This is a genomic window from Streptomyces sp. NPDC001157 (genome assembly GCF_053598255.1).
Genome location: NZ_JBSFJW010000007.1, coordinates 329,456 through 348,075 on the forward strand (window position 1 = coordinate 329,456; position 18,620 = coordinate 348,075).

General features: G+C 69.3%; 18 protein-coding genes. 8 read left to right on the top strand and 10 right to left on the bottom strand.

Annotated features, from left to right (window positions below):
• Positions 1–209 precede the first annotated feature (209 nt).
• Positions 210–1,277 carry a chitinase gene (locus ACWDAG_RS16355; RefSeq protein ID WP_450696247.1) on the bottom strand — a complete coding sequence of 356 codons (1,068 nt, stop codon included), beginning with the start codon at positions 1,275–1,277 and terminating at the stop codon, positions 210–212.
• A 140-nt stretch (positions 1,278–1,417) separates the two neighbouring features.
• Between ACWDAG_RS16355 and ACWDAG_RS16360 the strand changes: the two genes are divergently transcribed.
• Entirely contained in the window at positions 1,418–1,810 is a 393-nt protein-coding gene (locus tag ACWDAG_RS16360) for a nuclear transport factor 2 family protein (RefSeq protein WP_450696248.1), read from the top strand.
• A 319-nt stretch (positions 1,811–2,129) separates the two neighbouring features.
• Here the strand turns inward: ACWDAG_RS16360 and ACWDAG_RS16365 are convergent, their stop codons facing one another.
• The 3 genes from ACWDAG_RS16365 to ACWDAG_RS16375 all read right to left on the bottom strand — a co-directional run bounded on the left by ACWDAG_RS16365 (position 2,130) and on the right by ACWDAG_RS16375 (position 4,423).
• Positions 2,130–2,555, bottom strand: coding sequence for a PIN domain-containing protein (locus ACWDAG_RS16365; RefSeq protein ID WP_450696249.1), 426 nt, complete (start codon positions 2,553–2,555; stop codon positions 2,130–2,132).
• The gene (locus tag ACWDAG_RS16370; protein ID WP_450696250.1) at positions 2,552–2,830 is read right to left on the bottom strand and encodes a CopG family transcriptional regulator; all 279 of its coding nucleotides are present in this window, start codon (positions 2,828–2,830) and stop codon (positions 2,552–2,554) included. Before ACWDAG_RS16370 ends, ACWDAG_RS16365 begins: the two co-directional genes overlap by 4 nt.
• Positions 2,831–2,950: 120 nt before the next feature.
• Positions 2,951–4,423, bottom strand: a complete 1,473-nt coding sequence (locus ACWDAG_RS16375; RefSeq protein WP_450696251.1) for an AAA family ATPase — start codon at positions 4,421–4,423, stop codon at positions 2,951–2,953.
• A gap of 232 nt (positions 4,424–4,655) precedes the next feature.
• Between ACWDAG_RS16375 and ACWDAG_RS16380 the strand changes: the two genes are divergently transcribed.
• Entirely contained in the window at positions 4,656–5,795 is a 1,140-nt protein-coding gene (locus ACWDAG_RS16380) for a sugar ABC transporter substrate-binding protein (protein WP_450696252.1), read from the top strand.
• A gap of 53 nt (positions 5,796–5,848) precedes the next feature.
• Here ACWDAG_RS16380 and ACWDAG_RS16385 read toward each other — a convergent pair whose 3' ends face one another.
• Entirely contained in the window at positions 5,849–7,315 is a 1,467-nt protein-coding gene (locus tag ACWDAG_RS16385; RefSeq protein ID WP_450696253.1) for a DEAD/DEAH box helicase, read from the bottom strand.
• Between the two features lie 232 nt (positions 7,316–7,547).
• Complete coding sequence (locus ACWDAG_RS16390) at positions 7,548–7,751, bottom strand: cold-shock protein (protein WP_351473368.1); 204 nt, start codon at positions 7,749–7,751, stop codon at positions 7,548–7,550.
• A 133-nt stretch (positions 7,752–7,884) separates the two neighbouring features.
• On the opposite strand from ACWDAG_RS16390, the gene ACWDAG_RS16395 reads away from it, so the two are divergent.
• Positions 7,885–8,262, top strand: coding sequence for a DUF952 domain-containing protein (locus ACWDAG_RS16395; protein ID WP_450696254.1), 378 nt, complete (start codon positions 7,885–7,887; stop codon positions 8,260–8,262).
• 133 nt (positions 8,263–8,395) lie between these two features.
• Complete coding sequence (locus tag ACWDAG_RS16400; RefSeq protein WP_450696255.1) at positions 8,396–9,214, top strand: COG4705 family protein; 819 nt, start codon at positions 8,396–8,398, stop codon at positions 9,212–9,214.
• A 35-nt stretch (positions 9,215–9,249) separates the two neighbouring features.
• Here the strand turns inward: ACWDAG_RS16400 and ACWDAG_RS16405 are convergent, their stop codons facing one another.
• Complete coding sequence (locus ACWDAG_RS16405; RefSeq protein ID WP_450696256.1) at positions 9,250–9,699, bottom strand: hypothetical protein; 450 nt, start codon at positions 9,697–9,699, stop codon at positions 9,250–9,252.
• Between the two features lie 169 nt (positions 9,700–9,868).
• Here ACWDAG_RS16405 and ACWDAG_RS16410 point away from each other — a divergent pair, with 169 nt between their 5' ends.
• From ACWDAG_RS16410 to ACWDAG_RS16420, 3 genes are all read left to right on the top strand, one after another.
• Positions 9,869–11,119 (top strand): histidine kinase, encoded by a 1,251-nt coding sequence (locus tag ACWDAG_RS16410; protein ID WP_450696257.1) that lies wholly within the window; start codon positions 9,869–9,871, stop codon positions 11,117–11,119.
• Complete coding sequence (locus ACWDAG_RS16415) at positions 11,107–11,751, top strand: response regulator (protein WP_389072487.1); 645 nt, start codon at positions 11,107–11,109, stop codon at positions 11,749–11,751. The genes ACWDAG_RS16410 and ACWDAG_RS16415 overlap by 13 nt, the downstream gene beginning before the upstream one ends.
• 379 nt (positions 11,752–12,130) lie before the next feature.
• On the top strand, positions 12,131–13,363 hold the full coding sequence (locus ACWDAG_RS16420) for an RNA-guided endonuclease InsQ/TnpB family protein (RefSeq protein WP_450696258.1): 1,233 nt from the start codon (positions 12,131–12,133) through the stop codon (positions 13,361–13,363).
• Positions 13,364–13,569: 206 nt separating this feature from the next.
• Here ACWDAG_RS16420 and ACWDAG_RS16425 read toward each other — a convergent pair whose 3' ends face one another.
• On the bottom strand, positions 13,570–14,934 hold the full coding sequence (locus ACWDAG_RS16425) for a S53 family peptidase (protein ID WP_450696259.1): 1,365 nt from the start codon (positions 14,932–14,934) through the stop codon (positions 13,570–13,572).
• A gap of 171 nt (positions 14,935–15,105) precedes the next feature.
• Positions 15,106–16,479 carry a helix-turn-helix domain-containing protein gene (locus tag ACWDAG_RS16430; protein ID WP_450696260.1) on the bottom strand — a complete coding sequence of 458 codons (1,374 nt, stop codon included), beginning with the start codon at positions 16,477–16,479 and terminating at the stop codon, positions 15,106–15,108.
• Between the two features lie 175 nt (positions 16,480–16,654).
• Here ACWDAG_RS16430 and ACWDAG_RS16435 point away from each other — a divergent pair, with 175 nt between their 5' ends.
• Complete coding sequence (locus ACWDAG_RS16435) at positions 16,655–17,254, top strand: DUF4232 domain-containing protein (RefSeq protein WP_450696261.1); 600 nt, start codon at positions 16,655–16,657, stop codon at positions 17,252–17,254.
• Positions 17,255–17,330: 76 nt separating this feature from the next.
• Here ACWDAG_RS16435 and ACWDAG_RS16440 read toward each other — a convergent pair whose 3' ends face one another.
• Positions 17,331–18,581 (bottom strand): S53 family peptidase, encoded by a 1,251-nt coding sequence (locus ACWDAG_RS16440; RefSeq protein WP_450696262.1) that lies wholly within the window; start codon positions 18,579–18,581, stop codon positions 17,331–17,333.
• Positions 18,582–18,620: the final 39 nt, after the last annotated feature.

Genomic DNA, 18,620 nt, shown 5'->3' on the forward strand with positions numbered 1-18,620 from the left:
GTTTCGAAAGACTGTGTGAGGTCTGTGTGCTTCTCCTGCGCGGATTCTCTGCACGCCTGGCACATTTCGGTCGAACGGCCAGGTCAGCGCCGGAACTTCCAGGTGATGTGCGAGTCCGTGGCACTGATCACAGTCGCGAGGAGCACGGCGGCCGCGCCGCCCACGACGGACGGAGGTGAGGGCGCGGTTCCCGTGTTGAGCCTCGTGGTCTAGCGGCGCGTGAACGGCGCGAAGACGTGACTGAAGGACCAGGTGTCCTGCGCGATCCCGGAGCAGGAGTTGGAGCCGGCGGTGCCCACGCACCCGCCGTTGTCCCGCTGCAGCGCCCAGAAGGAAAGGGTGTTGATGCCCTTGGCCTCGGCCCACTGCTCGACCTTCACCGCGTCCTGGGTGGTGAAGGTCTCCTGCGGACCGAAGTCGTCGATACCGGGCATCTCGGTGACCCCGACCATGTGCCAGAGTCTCGCCAGGCTCTTCTTGGGATAAAGCGCGGCGAGTTGGCTGACGAGCCCGGCACCGGCGGTCTCGGTGTCGGCGGCCATGTCATGCGTGGCGCCGTCCCAGTAGTCGAACGTCATGATGTTGACGACGTCCACGCGCGCGTGGTTGTCGACGGCGTTCTTGAGGAGGGCCACGCCGTTCGGCGCGAGGCCGGTGTTGGTCGTGGGCAGGGTGTACGAGAACTGCACGCGCCGCCCGGTGCGTTCGGCCCACCGCTGCACCTGGGCGATGGCCTTGTTGCGGCGGTCGATCCCGGCGGTGTTGTTGATGGAGTCCGCCTCGATGTCGAGGTCGATGCGCGAGACGCCGTAAGTCGTCACCAGGCTCTCGTAGACCTTGGCGATGGCGTCGACGCTGGTGCAGCTGTCGGCGAGTTCGGTGCCGGTGGTGTCGGCGCCGTAGCCGCCGAAGGAGGGGATGACGTTGCCGCCGCGAGCCTGGATGGCCGCGATGTCCTTGCCGTAGACCGCCTTGGAGATGGGCTGAGTGGTGTCGCCGTTCCAGAAGGCGGTGCACGAACCGGCCGCGTCCGTCTGCAGAAACGCCATGGTCAGGTACTTGTTCCCGGAGGCGGCGGCGAGCGCGGCCGGGCTCTCCCCGGTCCAGGCCTCGAAGTACGGGGCGGCGACATGGGCGGGCATGGGCGGGGCGGGCCGCGAGGGCGCGGCATCCGCTCCGAACGCCCCGCCTCCCCCGAGCGCGACGAGACCGGCCGACAGACCGGTCACGGTGATGCAGGACAGCAACGCACGAAGAGCAGGACGCGGTCGTCTCATTGACGCTCCCAAAGGGATGGCGGAGAGGAAGAGGGGAGGGGTGTGGGGGCGAACAGACGACCATATTTGGACTAGACCAATTGCCTGTCAAGGTTCTTTACAGTTATCTGACCCTCCTGGGGCCTTCGTAGGATGCGTGCATGGCGGACGAGAACGAACGGGCAGTCCAAGCGGCCATGGCTGGGGAGCTGCGGCTTCTCGACCCTGAGGTGCGCGCTTCTCCGGCTCTCGTCTCGGAGCTTCTGGATCCGGAGTTCAGAGAGATCGGAGCGTCTGGTCGTTGGTGGGACGCGGAGTCGATCCTCACCGTGACAAGCGCGGGAACGGTGTCCCCTGATGCGCCGGTCGAGGTCAGCAAGATGTCAGGAACCGTCCTGGCTCCGGGGATCGTGCACCTGACGTACTTCGCCGACAACCAGGGCCGCCGCGTGTGGCGGAGCTCCTTGTGGCGCCTGACGGAGACGGGCTGGCGCATGTACTTCCACCAGGGCACTTTGGCCGGGGTGCGGACATTCACGGATCACGCCCGGTGACTGCCTCGGGGTGCTCGTGCTGGTCGTGGGCGGCAGTGTGGGGCGAGGACGGCATTGGCGAGCGCTCGGACCTGGTGCGGGGCGGACCGGCTGCAGCTGACGGCCGATCAGGGCAGCTCCGTTGTCAGTGCCCGCGACTATGGTCTGAAGCGCGCGGTCGGCTTCCGGGGGTTGCAGTTCTGAAGGGAATGGATCCATCCCCGGCCTGTCTGAGGGCGGCCCGGAGATTCGTCCGGGACCTAACCGACGGTCGGGCTTCGTCGATGGCCAGCTGACAACCTGCCAGCGCCGGCCGCGGGCTACCTGTCAGACCTTCCCGTCATACCTTCTTGACGACGATGGTCTCCGGGAGGAGCTTCTCCAAGTCGTCCACGTCCGAGGTGAAGACGGTGACCTGGCCCTTGTGTCCACGTGCGATGACAGCGAGCACGGCGTCGATCGCGTACTTGTGACCGTGGAGCTCGGCGGCAGCCAGGAGGCGCCGGGCCTGGCGGGCCTCGTCCTTTCCGATGTCGGCGACCTTGAGCCGGGAGAGCACCCAGTCCCAGCGCTGCTCGGTGGTTCTGCCGTCGTACGCCTCGACCAGGGTCATGGGCGACGTCACCACCTCGGCCTCACCCCTGGCCGCGAGGTCGAGCCAGGCGATCATCTTCCGATCGCCGCGTACTGCCAGGGACAAGGCCTCGCAGTCGAGTACGAAGACGCGCAGTGGCTGTCGGTTGTGCTCAGTGGCGCGCTTCTTCACGCGGCCTCTTCGGGGTTGTGTCCTCGGGTGGCGCGGCGGCGCTCGTGCTCGGCGTCGAGATCCTGCAGTTCCACGAGTACGTCCGCGCGCTCGTCCTCGGTGACCGGGCCGTGTTCCTCCTGCAGCCAGTCGACCAGTTCCAACAGCCGGTCCCGGTCGCGCTTGAACCGCAGCGCTTCGGCCACATACGCCGAAAGTCCCCGCTCGGCCGCCTCGGCGCGGATCTCGTCCAGCAGATCCTCGGGGATCGTCACTGTCACTTTTTTGGTGGCCATACAAGAAACCATACTCCAGGTGTACGGGCCCGTACCGCCGCGACGCTGCCCGCATCCGCACCGGGATAAGGAGATTCCGCATCTCGCCCGGTATCCGGTCGTGTCCCTTGTGCTGGGTCTTCAGGCCTGGCCGTAAAGGGCAGCCAGGTCGATCAGCCGGATGCCGCGGTCGGCCTCTGCAATGGCGCCTGCTTTGTCGTTGAAACCTGCTCCGCTGAAGCAGATGAGCCGCGTGTGGCTGGTGTCGTAGCGTCCGGCCTGGGTGATGAGGTCGCGGATGTGGCGGAGGCGGTCGATGTGGGCCATGCCCATGGTGTCGTTCCACTTGGCCTCCCCGATGGCCAGGAGCGGAGGTTTGCCGGTGTCGGCGATGCCGATCACCGCCACGTCGACCTCATGGCCGATACGGGCCTTGGGGTCGTGGACCACGCCGTGCCCGACTCGGGCGGGCAGACCGCCCAGGAGTTCCGGGTCGGCGTGGTGGAGAGCCCATTCCCGGCAGACCTGTTCGAAATGAGGTCCCAGGACGTTGCTGACGAAGCGTCGGCGGCTGGCCTGCCAGACCCGTGGCGCACTGCCGGGGCGTTCGAGCTGGTCCCAGACCGGGCGCATGATCGCGTGATAGAAGCCGATCAGTGGCTCGGCGATTCGGTACGTGGGCCGGTTGTCGCGGAACGCGTCGGCGTCACGGTGGAGCAGTCCTGCATCTTCGAGGACGTTGATGGGGTGCGCGATATCAGTGGCCTTGCGTTCCAGATAGCCGGCCATGCCCCCGCGGGTCGCGTTGCCGTCGGCGACGGCGGCCAGGACGGACAGGTACAGGGCGGTGTCGCGGAGATCGGGTTCTTCGGCGAGCAGATAGCGGGCCTCGCGGAAGAGGGGGGTCTCGGGATTGAGGACGGTACGGATGACCCAGTCGTCGAAGTCGTCCGGTCCGGAGGGAGCGTCTCCGCGCGCGAATTCGCGCCTGTAGGCGGGCGTGCCGCCGACGATCGCATTCACCTTCATGGCCAGGTGAGGGTCGGTGATGTCCCAGAACTCGGCCGCGAGGCGGTGGTCGAGGGGACGGACGACCAGTTCCAGCCCGGCGCGCCCGCGTAGCGGGGCGTTGCCCGACAGCAGACGACCCATGAAGGACAGCGCTGAGCCGCACAGCAGGAGCCGAGTGCGCGAGCCGGTGCGCTGGTCACGCAGCGGTCGCAGCGCCTCCTGAATGATCGAGGGCAGCTCCGGGTTGGCCTTGGCGAGGTAGGGGAACTCGTCGATCACCACGGGTACGGGCCGTTCGGAGCCGAGAGCGAGCAGCGCATCGACAGCCTCCGCCCAGTCGGCGAAGTGGAAAGGGCTGGCGGGGCGGAGATGGGTGGTCAGGGCGGTGCTGATCCGTCTCAGCGACTCGGCGTCGGCGGCCTCTGTCGCACCGAAGTAGAACCCTCCGGCGGCACGGCAGGCGGCATCCAGCAGGAACGTCTTCCCCTGGCGGCGACGCCCGGAGACCACGCCAAGGGTGGCGCCCGGCTGCGCGTCGGTGATGAACCGCCTCAGCGCCGACCACTCGTGATCCCGGTCGAACATCTCGGCAGGCTTGTCCACACCTTGTCCTAGATATAGAAGTACGACTTCATAAACTGTACTCCTACATTCTCGTGCTGCGTGAGAGTCCTGCGCCTCTTCGTGCGGAGAGCGCGTCACACGTGCCGGATGAGGAGATTCCGTAGGAAGTTGAAAGGATGACAACCGGATGTCTTGACGTGTCCTCCACGAGCCCGTTGGCTCTTCCTTCACCCAGTGGTCCGCTCCTCCACTGCCCGGAAGGCACCTGCAAGTGATCGTTCACACCCCCCGCAGAACCGGCGTGCGTCGTTTCGCCGTCGTCCCCGTTCTTGCCTCCGCCTCGGCCCTCCTCCTCTCCTCCTGCGGTGTCATCGACAGCGTCAGTGGGAGCAGTAGCTCTGAGAGTCCGAAGAAGGGGGACGACATCACGGTGGGGCTGCTGCTGCCCGACAAGGACACGGCGCGGTTCGAGAAGTTCGACTACCCCATCTTCAAGGCGCGGGTCGCCTCCCTGACCCATGGCAAGGGCAAGGTCCGCTACGCCAACGCCGAGGCGAGCGTGGCCAAGCAGAGCAAGCAGTTCGGGGAGATGGTCGACGCCAAGGTCGATGCGATCATGGTGGACGCGCTGGACGCCAAGGCCATCGCGCCGGACGTCCAGAAGGCCAAGGACGCGGGGATTCCCGTCATCGCGTACGACCGGCTCGCCCAGGGGCCCATCGACGCGTATGTCTCGCACGACAACGAGCTCGTCGGCGAGGTGCAGGGCCGTGCCATCACCGATGCGCTCGGTGAGAAGGCCGCCACCAGCAAGGTCGTCATGATGAACGGCGACCCCGGCGACCCGAACACGGCACTCGTCAAGGAGGGCGCGCTCAGCGAGCTGAAGGGCCGGGTGGACATCGTCAAGTCGTACGACACGGACAAGTGGCTGCCCTCGGTCGCCAAGGCGAACACGAAGAAGGCCCTCCAGTCCGTGGGGCTCGGCAACATAGCCGCCGTCTACTCGGCCAGCGACGGCCTGGCGGGCGGCGTCATCGACGCGCTGAAGGCGGCGGGAGCCACCAAGATGCCGCTGGTCACCGGGCAGGACGCCAACCTGGACGCGGTGCAGCGGATCGTCGCGGGCGAGCAGACGATGACCGTGTACAAGTCGTTCCTGCTGGAGGCGACCAACGCCGCGGACATGGCGGTGGACAAGGTGCAGGGCAAGAGCCTCGAGTTCGACGCGCTGACCCAGGACTCGGTCGACAGCCCCACCCAGAAGGCGATCCCGGCGATGCTGGTCCCCGTGGTCGCCCTCACGAAGAACAACATCAAGTCGACGGTGATCAAGGACGGCGTCTACACCGTCAAGGACATCTGCACCGCCAAGTACGCGGCGGACTGTGCGGCCATCGGGCTGAAGTAGTCCCCAGCCGGCGCCACGGCACCCGGGACGCAGGTGCGTCCCGGGCGCCGGTCTCAGCGGGTGTTCCCCTTGGTGCCCCTGGTGCCGTTGCCGCCCTTGGCCGGGGCGCGGCGGCGGCCCTGCTGGGCGGGGCGGCCGCGCCGTGCCCGCGGGGCGGGACCCCCCGTACGCGCCGGGCGGCTCTCCGCGGGCGGCGGAGTGAGGACGACGGGGACGCCCGACGGGGCCTGGGCGCCGGTGATGCGGCTCAGTTCGGCCTCGCCCGAGCGGACCCGGGTGGTCCGCGGGGTGATCCCGGCGTCGGCCATCAGACGGGACACCTCGCGCCGCTGGTGGGGCAGGACCAGCGTGACGACGGTGCCGGACTCGCCGGCGCGTGCCGTACGGCCGCCCCGGTGCAGATAGTCCTTGTGGTCGCCGGGCGGGTCGACGTTGACCACGAGGTCGAGGTTGTCGACGTGGATGCCGCGGGCCGCCACGTTCGTGGCCACCAAGACGGTGACCTGGCCGTCCTTGAACTGGGCCAGGGTCCGGGTGCGCTGGTTCTGCGACTTGCCGCCGTGCAGCGCCGCCGCGCGCACCCCGACGGCCAGCAGCTTCTTGGCGAGCCGGTCCGCTGCGTGCTTGGTGTCCAGGAACATGATCACCCGCCCGTCACGGGCGGCGATCTCGGTCGTGGTCGCGTGCTTGTCCTCGTCCTCCACGTGCAGCACGTGGTGGTCCATCGTGGTGACGGCGCCCTGGGACGGGTCCACGGAGTGGACGACCGGGTCGTGCAGGTAGCTGCGAACCAGACGATCGACATTACGGTCCAGCGTCGCCGAGAACAGCAGCCGCTGACCGTCGGGGCGCACCTGGTCGAGGAGGGCGGTCACCTGCGGCATGAAGCCCATGTCGGCCATCTGGTCGGCCTCGTCGAGGACCGTGATCGCGACCTGGTCCAGGCGGCAGTCGCCCCGGTCTATGAGGTCCTTGAGCCGGCCGGGCGTCGCCACGACGACCTCGGCCCCGGAGCGCAGGGCACCCGCCTGGCGGCCGATCGACAGCCCGCCGACCACGGTGGCGAGCCGCAGCCGCAGCGCGCCGGCGTACGGCGTGAGGGCGTCGGTGACCTGCTGGGCCAGTTCCCTGGTGGGGACGAGGACGAGGGCCAGCGGCTGCCGCGGCTCGGCCCGCTGCCCCGCGGTCCTGGCCAGCAGGGCGAGGCCGAAGGCGAGCGTCTTGCCCGAACCGGTGCGCCCGCGGCCCAGGACGTCCCGGCCGGCCAGGGAGTTCGGCAGCGTTGCGGCCTGGATGGGGAACGGGGCGGTCACGCCTTCGGCGCCGAGGGTCGTCAACAGACGCCTGGGCATGTCGAGTTCGGCGAAGTCCTCGACGGGCGGAAGTGCCGGGGTGACCGTGACGGGCAGGGCGAACTCGCCGCCGGACGCTGCGGGGCGGCCCGGGGCCGTACGGGAACGGGTGGGTCTCTTGTTCGTGCGAGTGCTGGTGCGGGCGTTCGTACGAGCTGTGCGGTTCATGCGGAAGCCTCCTCGATGCGGCACGTATCGAGGAATGCCTCCCAGCGGACGGGCCGTTGAGGATTCGCAAGAAGGAGCCGAAGAAACCGAAGGAACGGATGAAGAATTCGAGGTGAAGGTTGCGAAGCGAAGGGTCCGGCGGAGAATTGAGCCGAGTGCGGGAAAACGCAACGAGCCGGGGCCCGCACCCAAAGAGTGCGGGCCCCAGCCACGTGGTACGTACGCGTCAGCGTCAGGCGGGAAGGATGTTCTCGGCCTGCGGGCCCTTCTGGCCCTGCGTCACGTCGAAGGTCACCTTCTGGCCCTCGTGAAGCTCACGGAAGCCCTGGGTGGCGATGTTCGAGTAGTGGGCGAAGACGTCGGCGCCGCCGCCGTCCTGCTCGATGAAGCCGAAACCCTTTTCCGAGTTGAACCACTTCACGGTGCCGGATGCCATACGGAATCTCCCTCAACAAAAAAGAGTGCTCGTCGACGGAAGGTCGAAGAGCACTCAAAAGCCTCTGGTAACCAATACTGCCGTTTGGCACCGTAGCACAGGTGGTGGCCCGATGCTGGGGTATAACTCGGCCATGATCTATCACGTCGTGCCGAGCGCCGAGTGGAACGCCAGTCCCGACCGGCCCTATGCCCCCTCCTCCCTGGCCGAGGAGGGTTTCGTCCACTGCTCCCCCGACGAGGCGACCACGCTCAAGGTCGTCAACGCGTTCTACGGCAGCGCTCCCCGGCCGCTGCTCGCGCTGCTGCTCGACGAAGCACGGCTGAGCGCGCGGTGCGTGTGGGAGGCGGCGGCTCCCGCGCCGCCCCCGGGAGTCGCGGAGGGCACCCTCTTCCCTCATGTGTTCGGGCCCCTCGACCGCGAGGCGGTGGAGCGTGTCCTGGTGGTCCGGTGGGACGAGGAGGGCCGCGCGACGGGCCTTGCGGACGTACCACCCGACGTACGTCCCTGACCAGCGCATCTGCCCTCCCGTTCAGGTTGCGTTCAGGCTCGGACGGGGCTCGGGCAACTCGTGCACTACAGGCGCCAAAACTCTGGCAAAGGGGCCTGTGGCGACGGCTGTTCGCCATGTCATCGTGCCTGCCATGAGCACAGATCACCTCACCCCCAACCGGCCCGTGCAGCCCTCGCGGCACACACAGCACACGGGTCGCGTACGGCACGCGGCGAGCAAGGTGCCGGAGGTGACCGTCTACTTCTGGATCATCAAAGTGCTGACCACCGGCATGGGCGAGACGGCCTCCGACTGGCTGGCGCACCTGCTCGGCCCGATCCCCGCGGTGGGCGTCGGCTCCCTCGCGTTCGTGGCCGCCCTGGTGGTGCAGTTCGCCGTTCGCCGGTACGTCGCCTGGATCTACTGGACGGCGATCGTGGTCGTCAGCGTGTTCGGCACGATGGCCGCCGATGTGCTGCACGTCGGCCTCGGGGTGCCGTACCTGGTCTCGACGCCGTTCTTCATGGTGGCGCTGGCCGCCGTCTTCGTCCTCTGGTACCGCGGCGAGGGCACCCTCTCCATCCACAGCATCCACACCCGGCGCCGCGAGGCCTTCTACTGGGCGGCGGTCCTCGCCACCTTCGCCCTCGGCACCGCGGCGGGCGACCTCACCGCCACGATCGGGCTCGGCTACCTCGGTTCGGCCGTCGTGTACGCCGTCGCCATCGCCGTACCGGCCGTCGCCCACCGCTGGGGCGGTCTGAACGCGGTGGCCGCCTTCTGGACGGCGTACGTCATCACCCGTCCGCTCGGGGCCTCCGTCGCCGACTGGATGGCCATGGGCCACGACCGGGGCGGACTGGCCCTGGGCCTCGGCCCGGTCACCCTGTCCTGGACGGTCGCCATCCTCGGCTTCGTCGGCTACCTCGCGGTCTCGCGTACGGACGTCCGCGGCGAGGTCACGGTCTGAGTCCGGCCGGCGCGTCGGTACGGCCGTCGAACCGGTCAGGCGGTGCGGCGGGCGAGCCCCCGCACCGCCAGTGCCGCGCACACCGCCGCCAGCGGCAGCTCCGCGCCGAACGCCATGGCCAGCGCCGAGAGTTGGTCCCCGCCCGGGGCCGCAGTCATCGTGTCGAACCAGGCGTCGACCGCCAGTAAGGTCGCGGTGGCGGAGGCCGTGAGCGGGTGCAGATGGTGGCCTCGGGCGGTCAGCAGCCCCGTGGCGATCAGGCCCGTCGCCTCCAGGGCGTCCAGGCCCACCCAGGCGGTGTTCCAGTGCGTGGCGACGGCGGTGCCGGGCAGGCCCTTCGCCAGTACGACCAGCCAGGGCAGCAGGGCAAGACCGCAGCCGACGAGGACATGTTCCGTGCGGCAGCGGTGGTACCAGCGGCGGGCGCCGGGAACGGCCACACGGCGGGTGACCCCGTGCTCCTGACGGATCATCAGCATGCTCATCGGTTCGGTCTCCTCGCGTTTCCGGCTCTTCTCCACGGCCTCCAGCCTTCGCCAACCGGCGGTCACAGTCAGTAACCCAGCTGTCCGTTGTGGGGGTGGCACTAGCTGCACCCCCAGCCGGGCACCTGCGCCATGGACCGCCCCTGACCTGGGCAGTAGCGTTTCGTCAATGCGCATCGTCACCCGTCTGCGGGGCCTCGTCCTGCGGCCGTTGCGAGGGGCCGGCCGCCCGGTCGCCTTCCTCGCCACGGGCCTGCTGATCCAGTTCGGCGTTCTGGTCGTCATGGCTCTGCCGTTGATCGTCTTCAACGCGACGTCGACGGGGGCGGTCCTGCTCGCGTTGGTCGCGGGGCTCGCCGCCGTCGTGTTCGCGGGACCGCTGCTGACCGAGGCGCAGCACGCCCGCTTCCGGGTCCGGCTCGGCGTGGACATCCCTTCGCCCTACGAGGGACGGCGGCCCCGGCCACACCAGTGGCTGCGGTCCCCGGTCGGAAGGCGGCAGCTCCTGTACCACCTGCTGGACGGGCCGCTGCTTTCCCTTGCTGCGGTCTTCGTGCTGCTGACCTGGGCCGTAGCGCTCGCCGCCACCTCGGTCTACGTGTGGATCTGGGTCGTACCGCTGGACTGGCGCATGCAGCACCTCGGGTACTCGACCTGGGCGGCGTACCTCACGGCTGCCGGGATCGCCCTGCTCCACCTGGCGGCCTGGCTGTCCGGCGCCCTCTCCCGGCTGGACACCCGTGTCGCGACCGCCCTGCTCGGCCCCAGCCGGGCCGAGCAGCTGGAGCGCCGGGTCGAGGTGCTGACCGAGAGCCGGGCGGGGCTCGTGGACGTCGTCGACGCCGAACGGCGGCGCATCGAACGGGACTTGCACGACGGAGCCCAGCAGCGGCTGGTCTCCCTGGCCGTCAACCTCGGAATCGCCAAGGCCACCCTCGGCGACCTGCCGGAGGACGCCCGCCGCGTGATCGACGAGGCGCACCGCGAGGCGAAGGAGGCGATCGAGGAACTGAGCAGTCTGGTACGGGGGCTGCATCCTGCCGTCCTGGAGGACCGCGGCCTCGACGCCGCGCTCTCCGGCCTCGCCGCCCGGGTGCCCGTCCCGGTCCGGGTGACGGTGGACCTGACGGCACGGCTGTCCCCGACGATCGAGTCCGTCGCCTACTTCGTCGTCTCCGAAGCGCTGACGAACGTGGTCAAGCACGCGCAGGCGTCCGAGGCCGAGGTCACGGTGGAGCGTGCCGGGACGGCCCTGCTGGTCGTCATCCGTGACGACGGTGTGGGCGGTGCCAGACTCGGCGCCGGCACCGGCCTTTCGGGGCTGGCCAAGCGGGTCGCCTCGGTCGATGGCACGCTGTCGGTCGACAGCCCCGCCGGGGGGCCGACCGTCATCACCGTGGAGCTGCCGTGCGTGCCGTGATCGCCGAGGATTCCGTACTGCTCCGGATCGGCGTGGTCAGGGTCCTGGAGATGGCCGGGTTCGAGGTGGTCGCCGAAGTGGGCGACGCGGAGGCGCTGTTGGCGGCGGTGGAGGAGCACCGGCCGGACATCGCGGTGGTGGACGTCCGCATGCCCCCCGGCTTCACGGACGAGGGCGTACGGGCCGCGCTGGTCGTCAAGCGCCAGTGGCCGAAGACCGCCGTACTGCTCCTGTCCCAGTACGTCGAGGAGCGTTACGCCACCGATCTGCTCTCGGCCAACACCTCCGGCATCGGCTATCTGCTCAAGCAACGGGTCGCAGACGTCGAGGAGTTCGCGGCCACCCTGCGCCGGGTGGCCGCGGGCGGCACCGCGCTCGACCCGCAGGTGGTCTCCCAGCTGCTGGTACGCCGCCACAGCGACCCGTTGGACCGGCTCACCCCCCGAGAACGCGAGGTCCTGGAACTGATGGCGGGCGGCCGGTCCAACGCGGGCATCGCCGAACAACTCGTCGTCAGCGAGAGCGCGGTGGCCAAGCACATCAACAGCATCTTCGCCAAGCTGGACCTGCCGAAGGCGGACGCGGACCACCGGCGGGTCCTTGCGGTGCTGCACTTTCTCGGGGTGGCGTGAGCCACGGCATGCGATGGCGTGGGTTTCAGTTCACCTGGTGACCGGAGGATGCCCCGGCGTTCACGCCGGGGAGGAGTCCGGCTTCCCGCGTGGCGGGGCAGGGGCAGCCGGATCGCCGCCGGGCGATCTGGCGTCCGTCACGGGAGCGCCGCACGCACCCTCAAGCAGGTGCACGATCTCACTGGGTTTATGGGCGCGGAGCGTCCGCATGGCTGTTTGGCGGAGCCGGGGGATGCGAACGTGTGTGCCGATAGTCGCCGGTGGGAGTGGTGATCGCACGATCGGGGTACGGGCGTGCGGTTGTCGTACGTACGGTCTTGTCGCAAGGCGTCGGCAGGCCGCGGACGTACGGTCCGAGGGGCGTAGAGGGGGTGAGGGTGTGGCGGTGGTGGGGGCGGTCGCGGAGGCTGCCGGGCATGCCCGGTGGACGTTCCGTCTGCGCGTGTCGTCCACCGCGCTCGCCGCGCTGCTGGACGAGTGGGACCGGTGCCGCTGGATCTGGAACGAGTCCGTGGCCAAGTCCCAGCAGGTCCACGCCCGGAACCAGACCCGGCCCGAAGGTGCTGGCAAGGAGACGTGCGGTCCGGCACAGCTCGACAAGATGCTGACCGAGGCCCGTGCCGGGACGCCGTGGCTGCGGGAGGGCAGCTCGGTGCCGCAGCAGCAGATCATCCGCGATTTCGGCAAGTCCAGGGCCAAGGCGCAGAAGGACATCCGCGAGGGCCTTCCGCAAGGGCAGCGGGCCGGGATGCCGGGGTGGAAGACGAAGCGCGAGGCCCTGCCGAGCCTGAACTACACCAAGCGCGGGTTCCGGCTGTTGGACGGCCGGCTGCACCTGGCCGGGGGCATCGTCCTGACGCCGGTGTGGTCGCGGGAGCTGCCCGCAGGTCCGTCCAGCGTGCGTGTCTACCAGGACGGCATCGGCCACTGGTATGCGTCCTTCGTTGTTGCGGCCGAGGTGCGGCCGCTGCCGGAGACCGGCCGGGTGATCGGCATCGACTGGGGCGTGCGCGAGATCGCGACCACCACGTCCGACGCCCACGACCTCCCGCACGCCCAGCACGGCAAGAAAGCGCAGACCAAGCTGTCCCGCTACGACCGGATGATGGCCCGCCGCAAGCCGAAGAAGGGGCAGGCCGGATCGAAGGGCTACCGGGAGGCGAAGAAGCGGCGGGCGAAGACCCACGCGAAGATCGCCCGGCAGCGTCAGGACACCAGCCGCAAATGGGCCAAGCGCGTGGTGACCGACCACGACGCGATGGCGGTGGAGGACTTCAAGCCCAGGTTCCTCGCGAAGTCGACGATGGCCCGCAAGGCCGCCGACGCGGCGATCGGCGCCACCAAACGGGCCCTGATGGAGATGGCCCGCAAACACGGCCGGATCGTCCACCTGGTGCACCCGGCCCACACCACCATGGACTGCGGCACCTGCGGAGCGAGAGCCAAGCACGCCCTGCCGCTGTCCGAACGCACCTACACCTGCACCGCGTGCGGAACCGTGTCCCCCCGGGACAAGAACTCCGCCCGCGTGATGCTCGTCCGGGCTGGTCTCAACCCGGCTGGCGCCGAAGGCGTAAGACCCCCGGGAGCGCCGCTCCCGGAGGCAGTCTGAGCCAGGAATCCCCCTCGTTCACGAGGGAGAGGACTCAAGGTGAAGTAGTAGTCGCAGGGCGCCGGTTGGGCTCCCGAGCAGGTCGTCGCGTGGACCGTGAGGTCGTAGGAGCCGTCTCAGGGCGGGGTCCAGTGGACGTCGGAAGTGCCGCGGGCACACGAACGGCCCGGGTACGGAACCCGGGCCGTCCTGTCGTGCGGGAGGCGTCAGCGGCGGCTGCTCGCCTTGGCGAGGGCCGGGACGAACTTGAGGGCGTCCACGGTGCCGACGCCGGTCGCCAGGTCGTAGCCGTTGACGGCCTTGTAGCCGGTCACGCCCTGGTAGGAGTTGTTCGTGCCGTCGTTGACGTCGACGATGCCGTTGGCCTTGGCGTTGTGGGCGTAGAGGCTGTACAGGGCCTTCTGGATGTTGCCCACCCGGTGGCCGGCCACCTGGTCGGCGAGCGCGACGATGCCCGAGAAGATCGGGGTGGCCTCGCTGGTGCCGCCGGTGACGTCCCAGCCGACGGCGGTCGGGTCGTAGCTGGAGTAGATCCACGCGCCGCCGTTGACCGCGGCGGCCATCGAGATGTCCGGGGTGCCGCGGCGGGTGCCGACCTTGCTCTTCACGCCGTCCTGGAAGGACGGGCGGGTGAAGACGTGCGACTGGCCGCCACCGCCGGCGCCGAAGTCGTGCTCGGAGGCGTTGTAGACGCTGTCCGGCTTGACGCGGCTGCCCGCGTCGTTCAGGTGCAGCTCGGTGCCGCCGATCGAGGTGACCAGCGGGTCCGCGGAGGGCCAGGAGTTGACGCGCTTCTTGTAGTACGTCTTGCCGTCGAGCTTGAGGTCGGTCGCGCCGCCGTCACCGGAGGCCGCGAGGACGGTGACGTGCTTGCGGTTGGCGTCCTGGAAGGCGTACCGCAGCTTCTTGATGCTGGAGAAGTCGCCGTGGTCGAAGCCGGGGAAGGTGTTCTCCGTGGCGCCGAAGCTCTGGCTGATGACATCGCCGACACCGTGGTCGATCAGGTGCTTCTCGGCGTCCATCATCTCCGGCAGACCGGTGGTGCCCTCGGTCTCGGAGACCGCCGTCTCCACCAGGACGATCTTGGCGGCGGGTGCCACCGCGTGCGCCAGCTCGACGTCGAGGGTGGTCTCGCCGGCCCAGCCGGTCATGTCGGAGTTCTTGGGGTCGAAGGCGGGGACGTGACCCCACTTGACGACCTTCACCTTGGTGCTGGGCAGACCGAACTGGTGGCTGTAGACGTCGAGGTCGTGCTGGACGGTGGGGGAACCGTACGAGTCGACGATGACGATGGTGCGGCCCTTGCCCGTGACGCCCTTGCGGTAGAGGGCGTTCAGGTCGTACGCCTTGCGGTACTGGAGCGGGGTGTAGCAGTTGATGTGCCACTTGGCCTGGCACTGCTCGCTGGTCAGCGGGCTGCTCACATCGTGGACCAGAGTGTGCCCGGCGACGGCCGGTACCGCCAGGGTGTGCGGTACGGCGGCGGGCGCGGCGGTCCCCAGAGCGGTGACCGCGAGGGCGGCGACGGACGTGGCAGCCGCGACGCCCAGCCCGATACGGGCTATGTGCATGAATCCCCCTGGATTCGGAGTCTTGCGAAGTGGATGCGCGAAACGGGTTCGCGAAGAACTCGGTCTCACGTGGTGATCCCGAGGTGGTCTACGCGCATCCCATCGAACGAGTCATGCACAGTTCAAGACCATTGGGGGGACAATGCCGAACCCTTTACCTCCCGATTGAGGTCAGCTCTCCCGTTTGATCCACTCGCTGCCGCCCAGCGGGTAGTCGTAGCCCGGGCGGTCCGCGTCGGCGCTGGTGCGGAACGCGGTGCCGGCGTTGTCGATGTGGACGGTGCCGTGCCGGCTGCCGCTGGACCAGTCCAGGGTGAGGTCCCAACGGACGTCGTGGGCCTTGGTGTGGGCGACGACGTAGAAGACCTCCGGGTCGGACTCGCTGACTTTGTACGGGAAGTCGCGCTGGCCGCCCTTGACGGTGACCGTGGGACTGCCGTTGTCGAGGTCGACGTCGAACGACTTGGTCTCGACGCCACCGCCGCAGCCGACGCCCATCGAGTAGTCGTTCCAGGCGAGCGGCGCGCCCTTGCTGAGGATGCGCACGTGCATTGCCTCCAGGACGACGGTCTCCGCGCCGGTGCCCTGCACGGTGAGGGCGACCTCCTGTTGGTCCGAGGAGACCGCCCCGTACGCGGCGGCCCAGCGCGTGGCGGTGTCCTCACTCGCCGGCGGGCCGACCTGCGCGGGTTCGCTGTCCACGAGGAAGTGCTGGCTGCACGGGGAGTCGTAGACGTAGGGACGGGTGCCGACGGTGAGCGGGACGGCGGTGGAGGCGCCGCCGTCGGCCTGCCGGCCCCCGCCCTGCCCGCCGCGCCGCGCGGTGCCCTGGGTCTCGGTCGCGCTTGCGGAGACCGAGGTGGACGGCTTGGTTCCCGTCGCGCTCGGGGACGGGGAGTCGGACGGGCTCGCGGTGTCCGGCGTACCCGTGACGAGGGCGGTGTCACCGGCGGGCCGATCGCTCGCCGTGTCGTGCTTGCCGCCGAACGGCACGGCGAGCGCGACGGCTCCCAGCACGGCGGCCACCGCGACGGCGGAGATCAGGACGGTACGGCGGCCACGGCGCGGGCGCGGCGACACGGGCTCGCGCGACACGTCGACGACGACCGGCTCACCGTGCTCGGCGTCGGCCTTGTCCTGTACGCCCTGTGAGCCCGGTTCTTCCTGCCGGCCCTGTATGCCCTGTGTGTTCTGCGCGTCCTGTGTGTCCTGTGTGTCCTGTGCGTCGGTTGCCGGCGGCCCCGGATCCACCGGGGCCTGTTCCGCCCGGTTCCCTCGTGCCGCGTCCGCGAGGATCCAGCGCCGGTGCAGCTCCACCAGCTCCTGCGGGGTTGCCCGGCATACCCTCGCCAGGCGCTCCACCGGTGCGTACTCGACCGGCACCGCGGTGCCGTTGCAGTAGCGGTGCAGCGTCGACGTGCTCATGTGCAGCCGCTTGGCGAGCGTCCCGTAGCTGAGTCCCGACCGGTCCTTGAGCTCCCGCAGCAACTGCGCGAACGCCTCCGTCCCATCGGCCCCTATTGCCCCTGGCACTCGTTTCCCCATCCCCTCGTGTTCCAGTCCCGCGTTCCAGACCCGCTGCGTCCCCCCTGGTCAGAACGCGTTTCGGTGTTCCAGCGTCCCCAACTCCCGGTCATGCCTGGCAGTTGGGACGGATCACCTCACAAGCTTCGGTCATCCAATCACCACCGCCACCCGAACACCGAAGGGGCTCAGCAACATGTCCGGTCTCCGTACCTCCCGCACCCGTCTCGCAGCCGCCGCCGCGACCGCCGTTCTCGCCGCGCTCTCCCTCGCCTCCCCGTCGTCCGCCCTGGGATCCGGCTCCTCCGGCCCGAAGGCCGGTCCGGTCACGCACATCTCCGCGTCGAAGGGGAAGGGGTCCTCCAACAAGCCGGTCACCTGCGAGGGTTCCAACACCAAGACGGTCGCGGCTCCGCTGACCCGTCCGGTGAACCACTTGCTGCTCACGGTGACCAACACGGGGTCCAGGACGTGCTTCCTCTACGGTTATCCGGCCGTGCAGTTCGGGCAGGCGCAGTCCGTGCCGCCGGTGATCGATGACTCGCAGCCGCAGGCGGTGGTCACGCTGGAGCCGGGTCAGTCGGGGTATGCCTCGGTGAGCCTGTCCGCGACCGACGGCAGTGGCGGGCACGGCTACACCTCGAAGTCCCTGACGGTGTACTTCCAGGGCCGTTCCATGGCGGGGAGTGTCGGCAAGGGCGCGCACCCGTCGCTGCCCGCGAAGGGCGTGTACGTCGACGACTCGCTGAAGGTCACGTACTGGCAGCAGTCGATGGACGACGCCGTCAACTGGTGACGCCATGACGGCAGGAGGGCCCAGGTCACCGACCTGGGCCCTCGTCGTGTCTGCTCGGTGGAGCTACTCGGTGGAGCTACTTGGCGAAGGCCGCGACACCGTTCGGGGTACCCAGGCCCGTCGGGCCGTCGTAACCCTTGCCCGACTTGCACAGGTAGTCGCTGCAGGACCCGTTGGCGCCGTCGGTGACGTCGTTCAGCTGGTCCGGGTGGGCGTACGGGTACGAGGCCGGGACGTCACCGGAGCCCGGGGCTCCCGCGAGGGCGTACACACCGGCGATGAACGGCGCGGAGGCGCTGGTGCCGCCGTACACGTTCCAGCCACTGGCCTGGTAGGTGTCGTAGACGGCGAGACCGGTGGCCGGGTCGGCGACGGCCGCGACGTCGGCGACGGCGCGCTTGGCGCAGCCGCTGTCCTTCTGCCAGGACGGCTTGGCGTCGAACTGCGAGCAGCCCGAGCCCGCGCCGTCGCCGCCCGCGGACTTGCCCCACACGGACTCGGACCAGCCGCGGGTGCTGCTGTCCTTCTTGAGCGAGGTGCCGCCGACGGCGGTGACGTACTGCGAGGCGGCGGGGTACTCGACGCCGTAGCCGCTGTCACCGGAGCTGACGGTGATGGCGACGCCGGGGTGCTTGAAGTACTGGTCGTCGGAGGAGGTGTCCGCGGCCTCCTCGCTGCCGCCGTAGCTGTTGGAGACGTACTTGGCGCCCTGCTTGACGGCCTGGTTCACGGCCGCGCCGAGGTCGTCCATGTTGGCGGACTTGGCCTCGACGAGCAGGATCTTGCACTGCGGGCAGGCCGCGCTGACCATGTCGACGTCGAGTGAGATCTCACCGGCCCAACCGGCGTCCGGCGCCGGGTAGTTGGTGCCGCCGTCCTGGTCGATCTTCTTGAAGCAGCCGTTGGCCGTGCTGCACTCCGGCAGGCCGTACTGGGAGCGGTAGGCCGCCAGGTCCTTCTCGGCGTTCGGGTCGTCGTTCGCGTCGACGATCGCGACCGTGGCGTCCTTGCCGCCGTCCTTGGGCAGGTTGTAGGCGGCCTGCAGGTCGGCCGGTCCGAAGCCCTTGGGGGTGTCGTGGCGGCCGAGGGACTTCTGCGTCCTGAGGTCGGTGCGGACCTCCGCCTGGCACGCCATGTAGCCGGGCTTGCTCGGCTGCGAACAGAGCCGGTGGGTGTGCACCGTGGCGGCCGCGGGCGCCGCGTTGGTTGTGTTCGCGAAGGCCGAGGACTGCGAGGCGACGGCCAGACCGCCGGTGATCAGAGCCGCTGCCGACAGCAGTGCGGGCGTGCCGCGGCGTATCAGGTTCCTTCTGCGGTGAGAACTCAATGAACTGCCCTCCGTGGGGGGATGGGTGGCTCCGTGTCG

What these genes read in the sequence shown, in the direction of transcription:
- ACWDAG_RS16355 (WP_450696247.1), bottom strand. Translation starts at nt 1,277, where the DNA reads ATGAGACGACCGCGTCCTGCTCTTCGTGCGTTGCTGTCCTGCATCACC.
- ACWDAG_RS16360 (WP_450696248.1), top strand. Translation starts at nt 1,418, where the DNA reads ATGGCGGACGAGAACGAACGGGCAGTCCAAGCGGCCATGGCTGGGGAG.
- ACWDAG_RS16370 (WP_450696250.1), bottom strand. Translation starts at nt 2,830, where the DNA reads ATGGCCACCAAAAAAGTGACAGTGACGATCCCCGAGGATCTGCTGGAC.
- ACWDAG_RS16385 (WP_450696253.1), bottom strand. Translation starts at nt 7,315, where the DNA reads ATGAACCGCACAGCTCGTACGAACGCCCGCACCAGCACTCGCACGAAC.
- ACWDAG_RS16390 (WP_351473368.1), bottom strand. Translation starts at nt 7,751, where the DNA reads ATGGCATCCGGCACCGTGAAGTGGTTCAACTCGGAAAAGGGTTTCGGC.
- ACWDAG_RS16395 (WP_450696254.1), top strand. Translation starts at nt 7,885, where the DNA reads ATGATCTATCACGTCGTGCCGAGCGCCGAGTGGAACGCCAGTCCCGAC.
- ACWDAG_RS16400 (WP_450696255.1), top strand. Translation starts at nt 8,396, where the DNA reads ATGAGCACAGATCACCTCACCCCCAACCGGCCCGTGCAGCCCTCGCGG.
- ACWDAG_RS16405 (WP_450696256.1), bottom strand. Translation starts at nt 9,699, where the DNA reads ATGAGCATGCTGATGATCCGTCAGGAGCACGGGGTCACCCGCCGTGTG.
- ACWDAG_RS16410 (WP_450696257.1), top strand. Translation starts at nt 9,869, where the DNA reads ATGCGCATCGTCACCCGTCTGCGGGGCCTCGTCCTGCGGCCGTTGCGA.
- ACWDAG_RS16425 (WP_450696259.1), bottom strand. Translation starts at nt 14,934, where the DNA reads ATGCACATAGCCCGTATCGGGCTGGGCGTCGCGGCTGCCACGTCCGTC.
- ACWDAG_RS16430 (WP_450696260.1), bottom strand. Translation starts at nt 16,479, where the DNA reads ATGGGGAAACGAGTGCCAGGGGCAATAGGGGCCGATGGGACGGAGGCG.
- ACWDAG_RS16435 (WP_450696261.1), top strand. Translation starts at nt 16,655, where the DNA reads ATGTCCGGTCTCCGTACCTCCCGCACCCGTCTCGCAGCCGCCGCCGCG.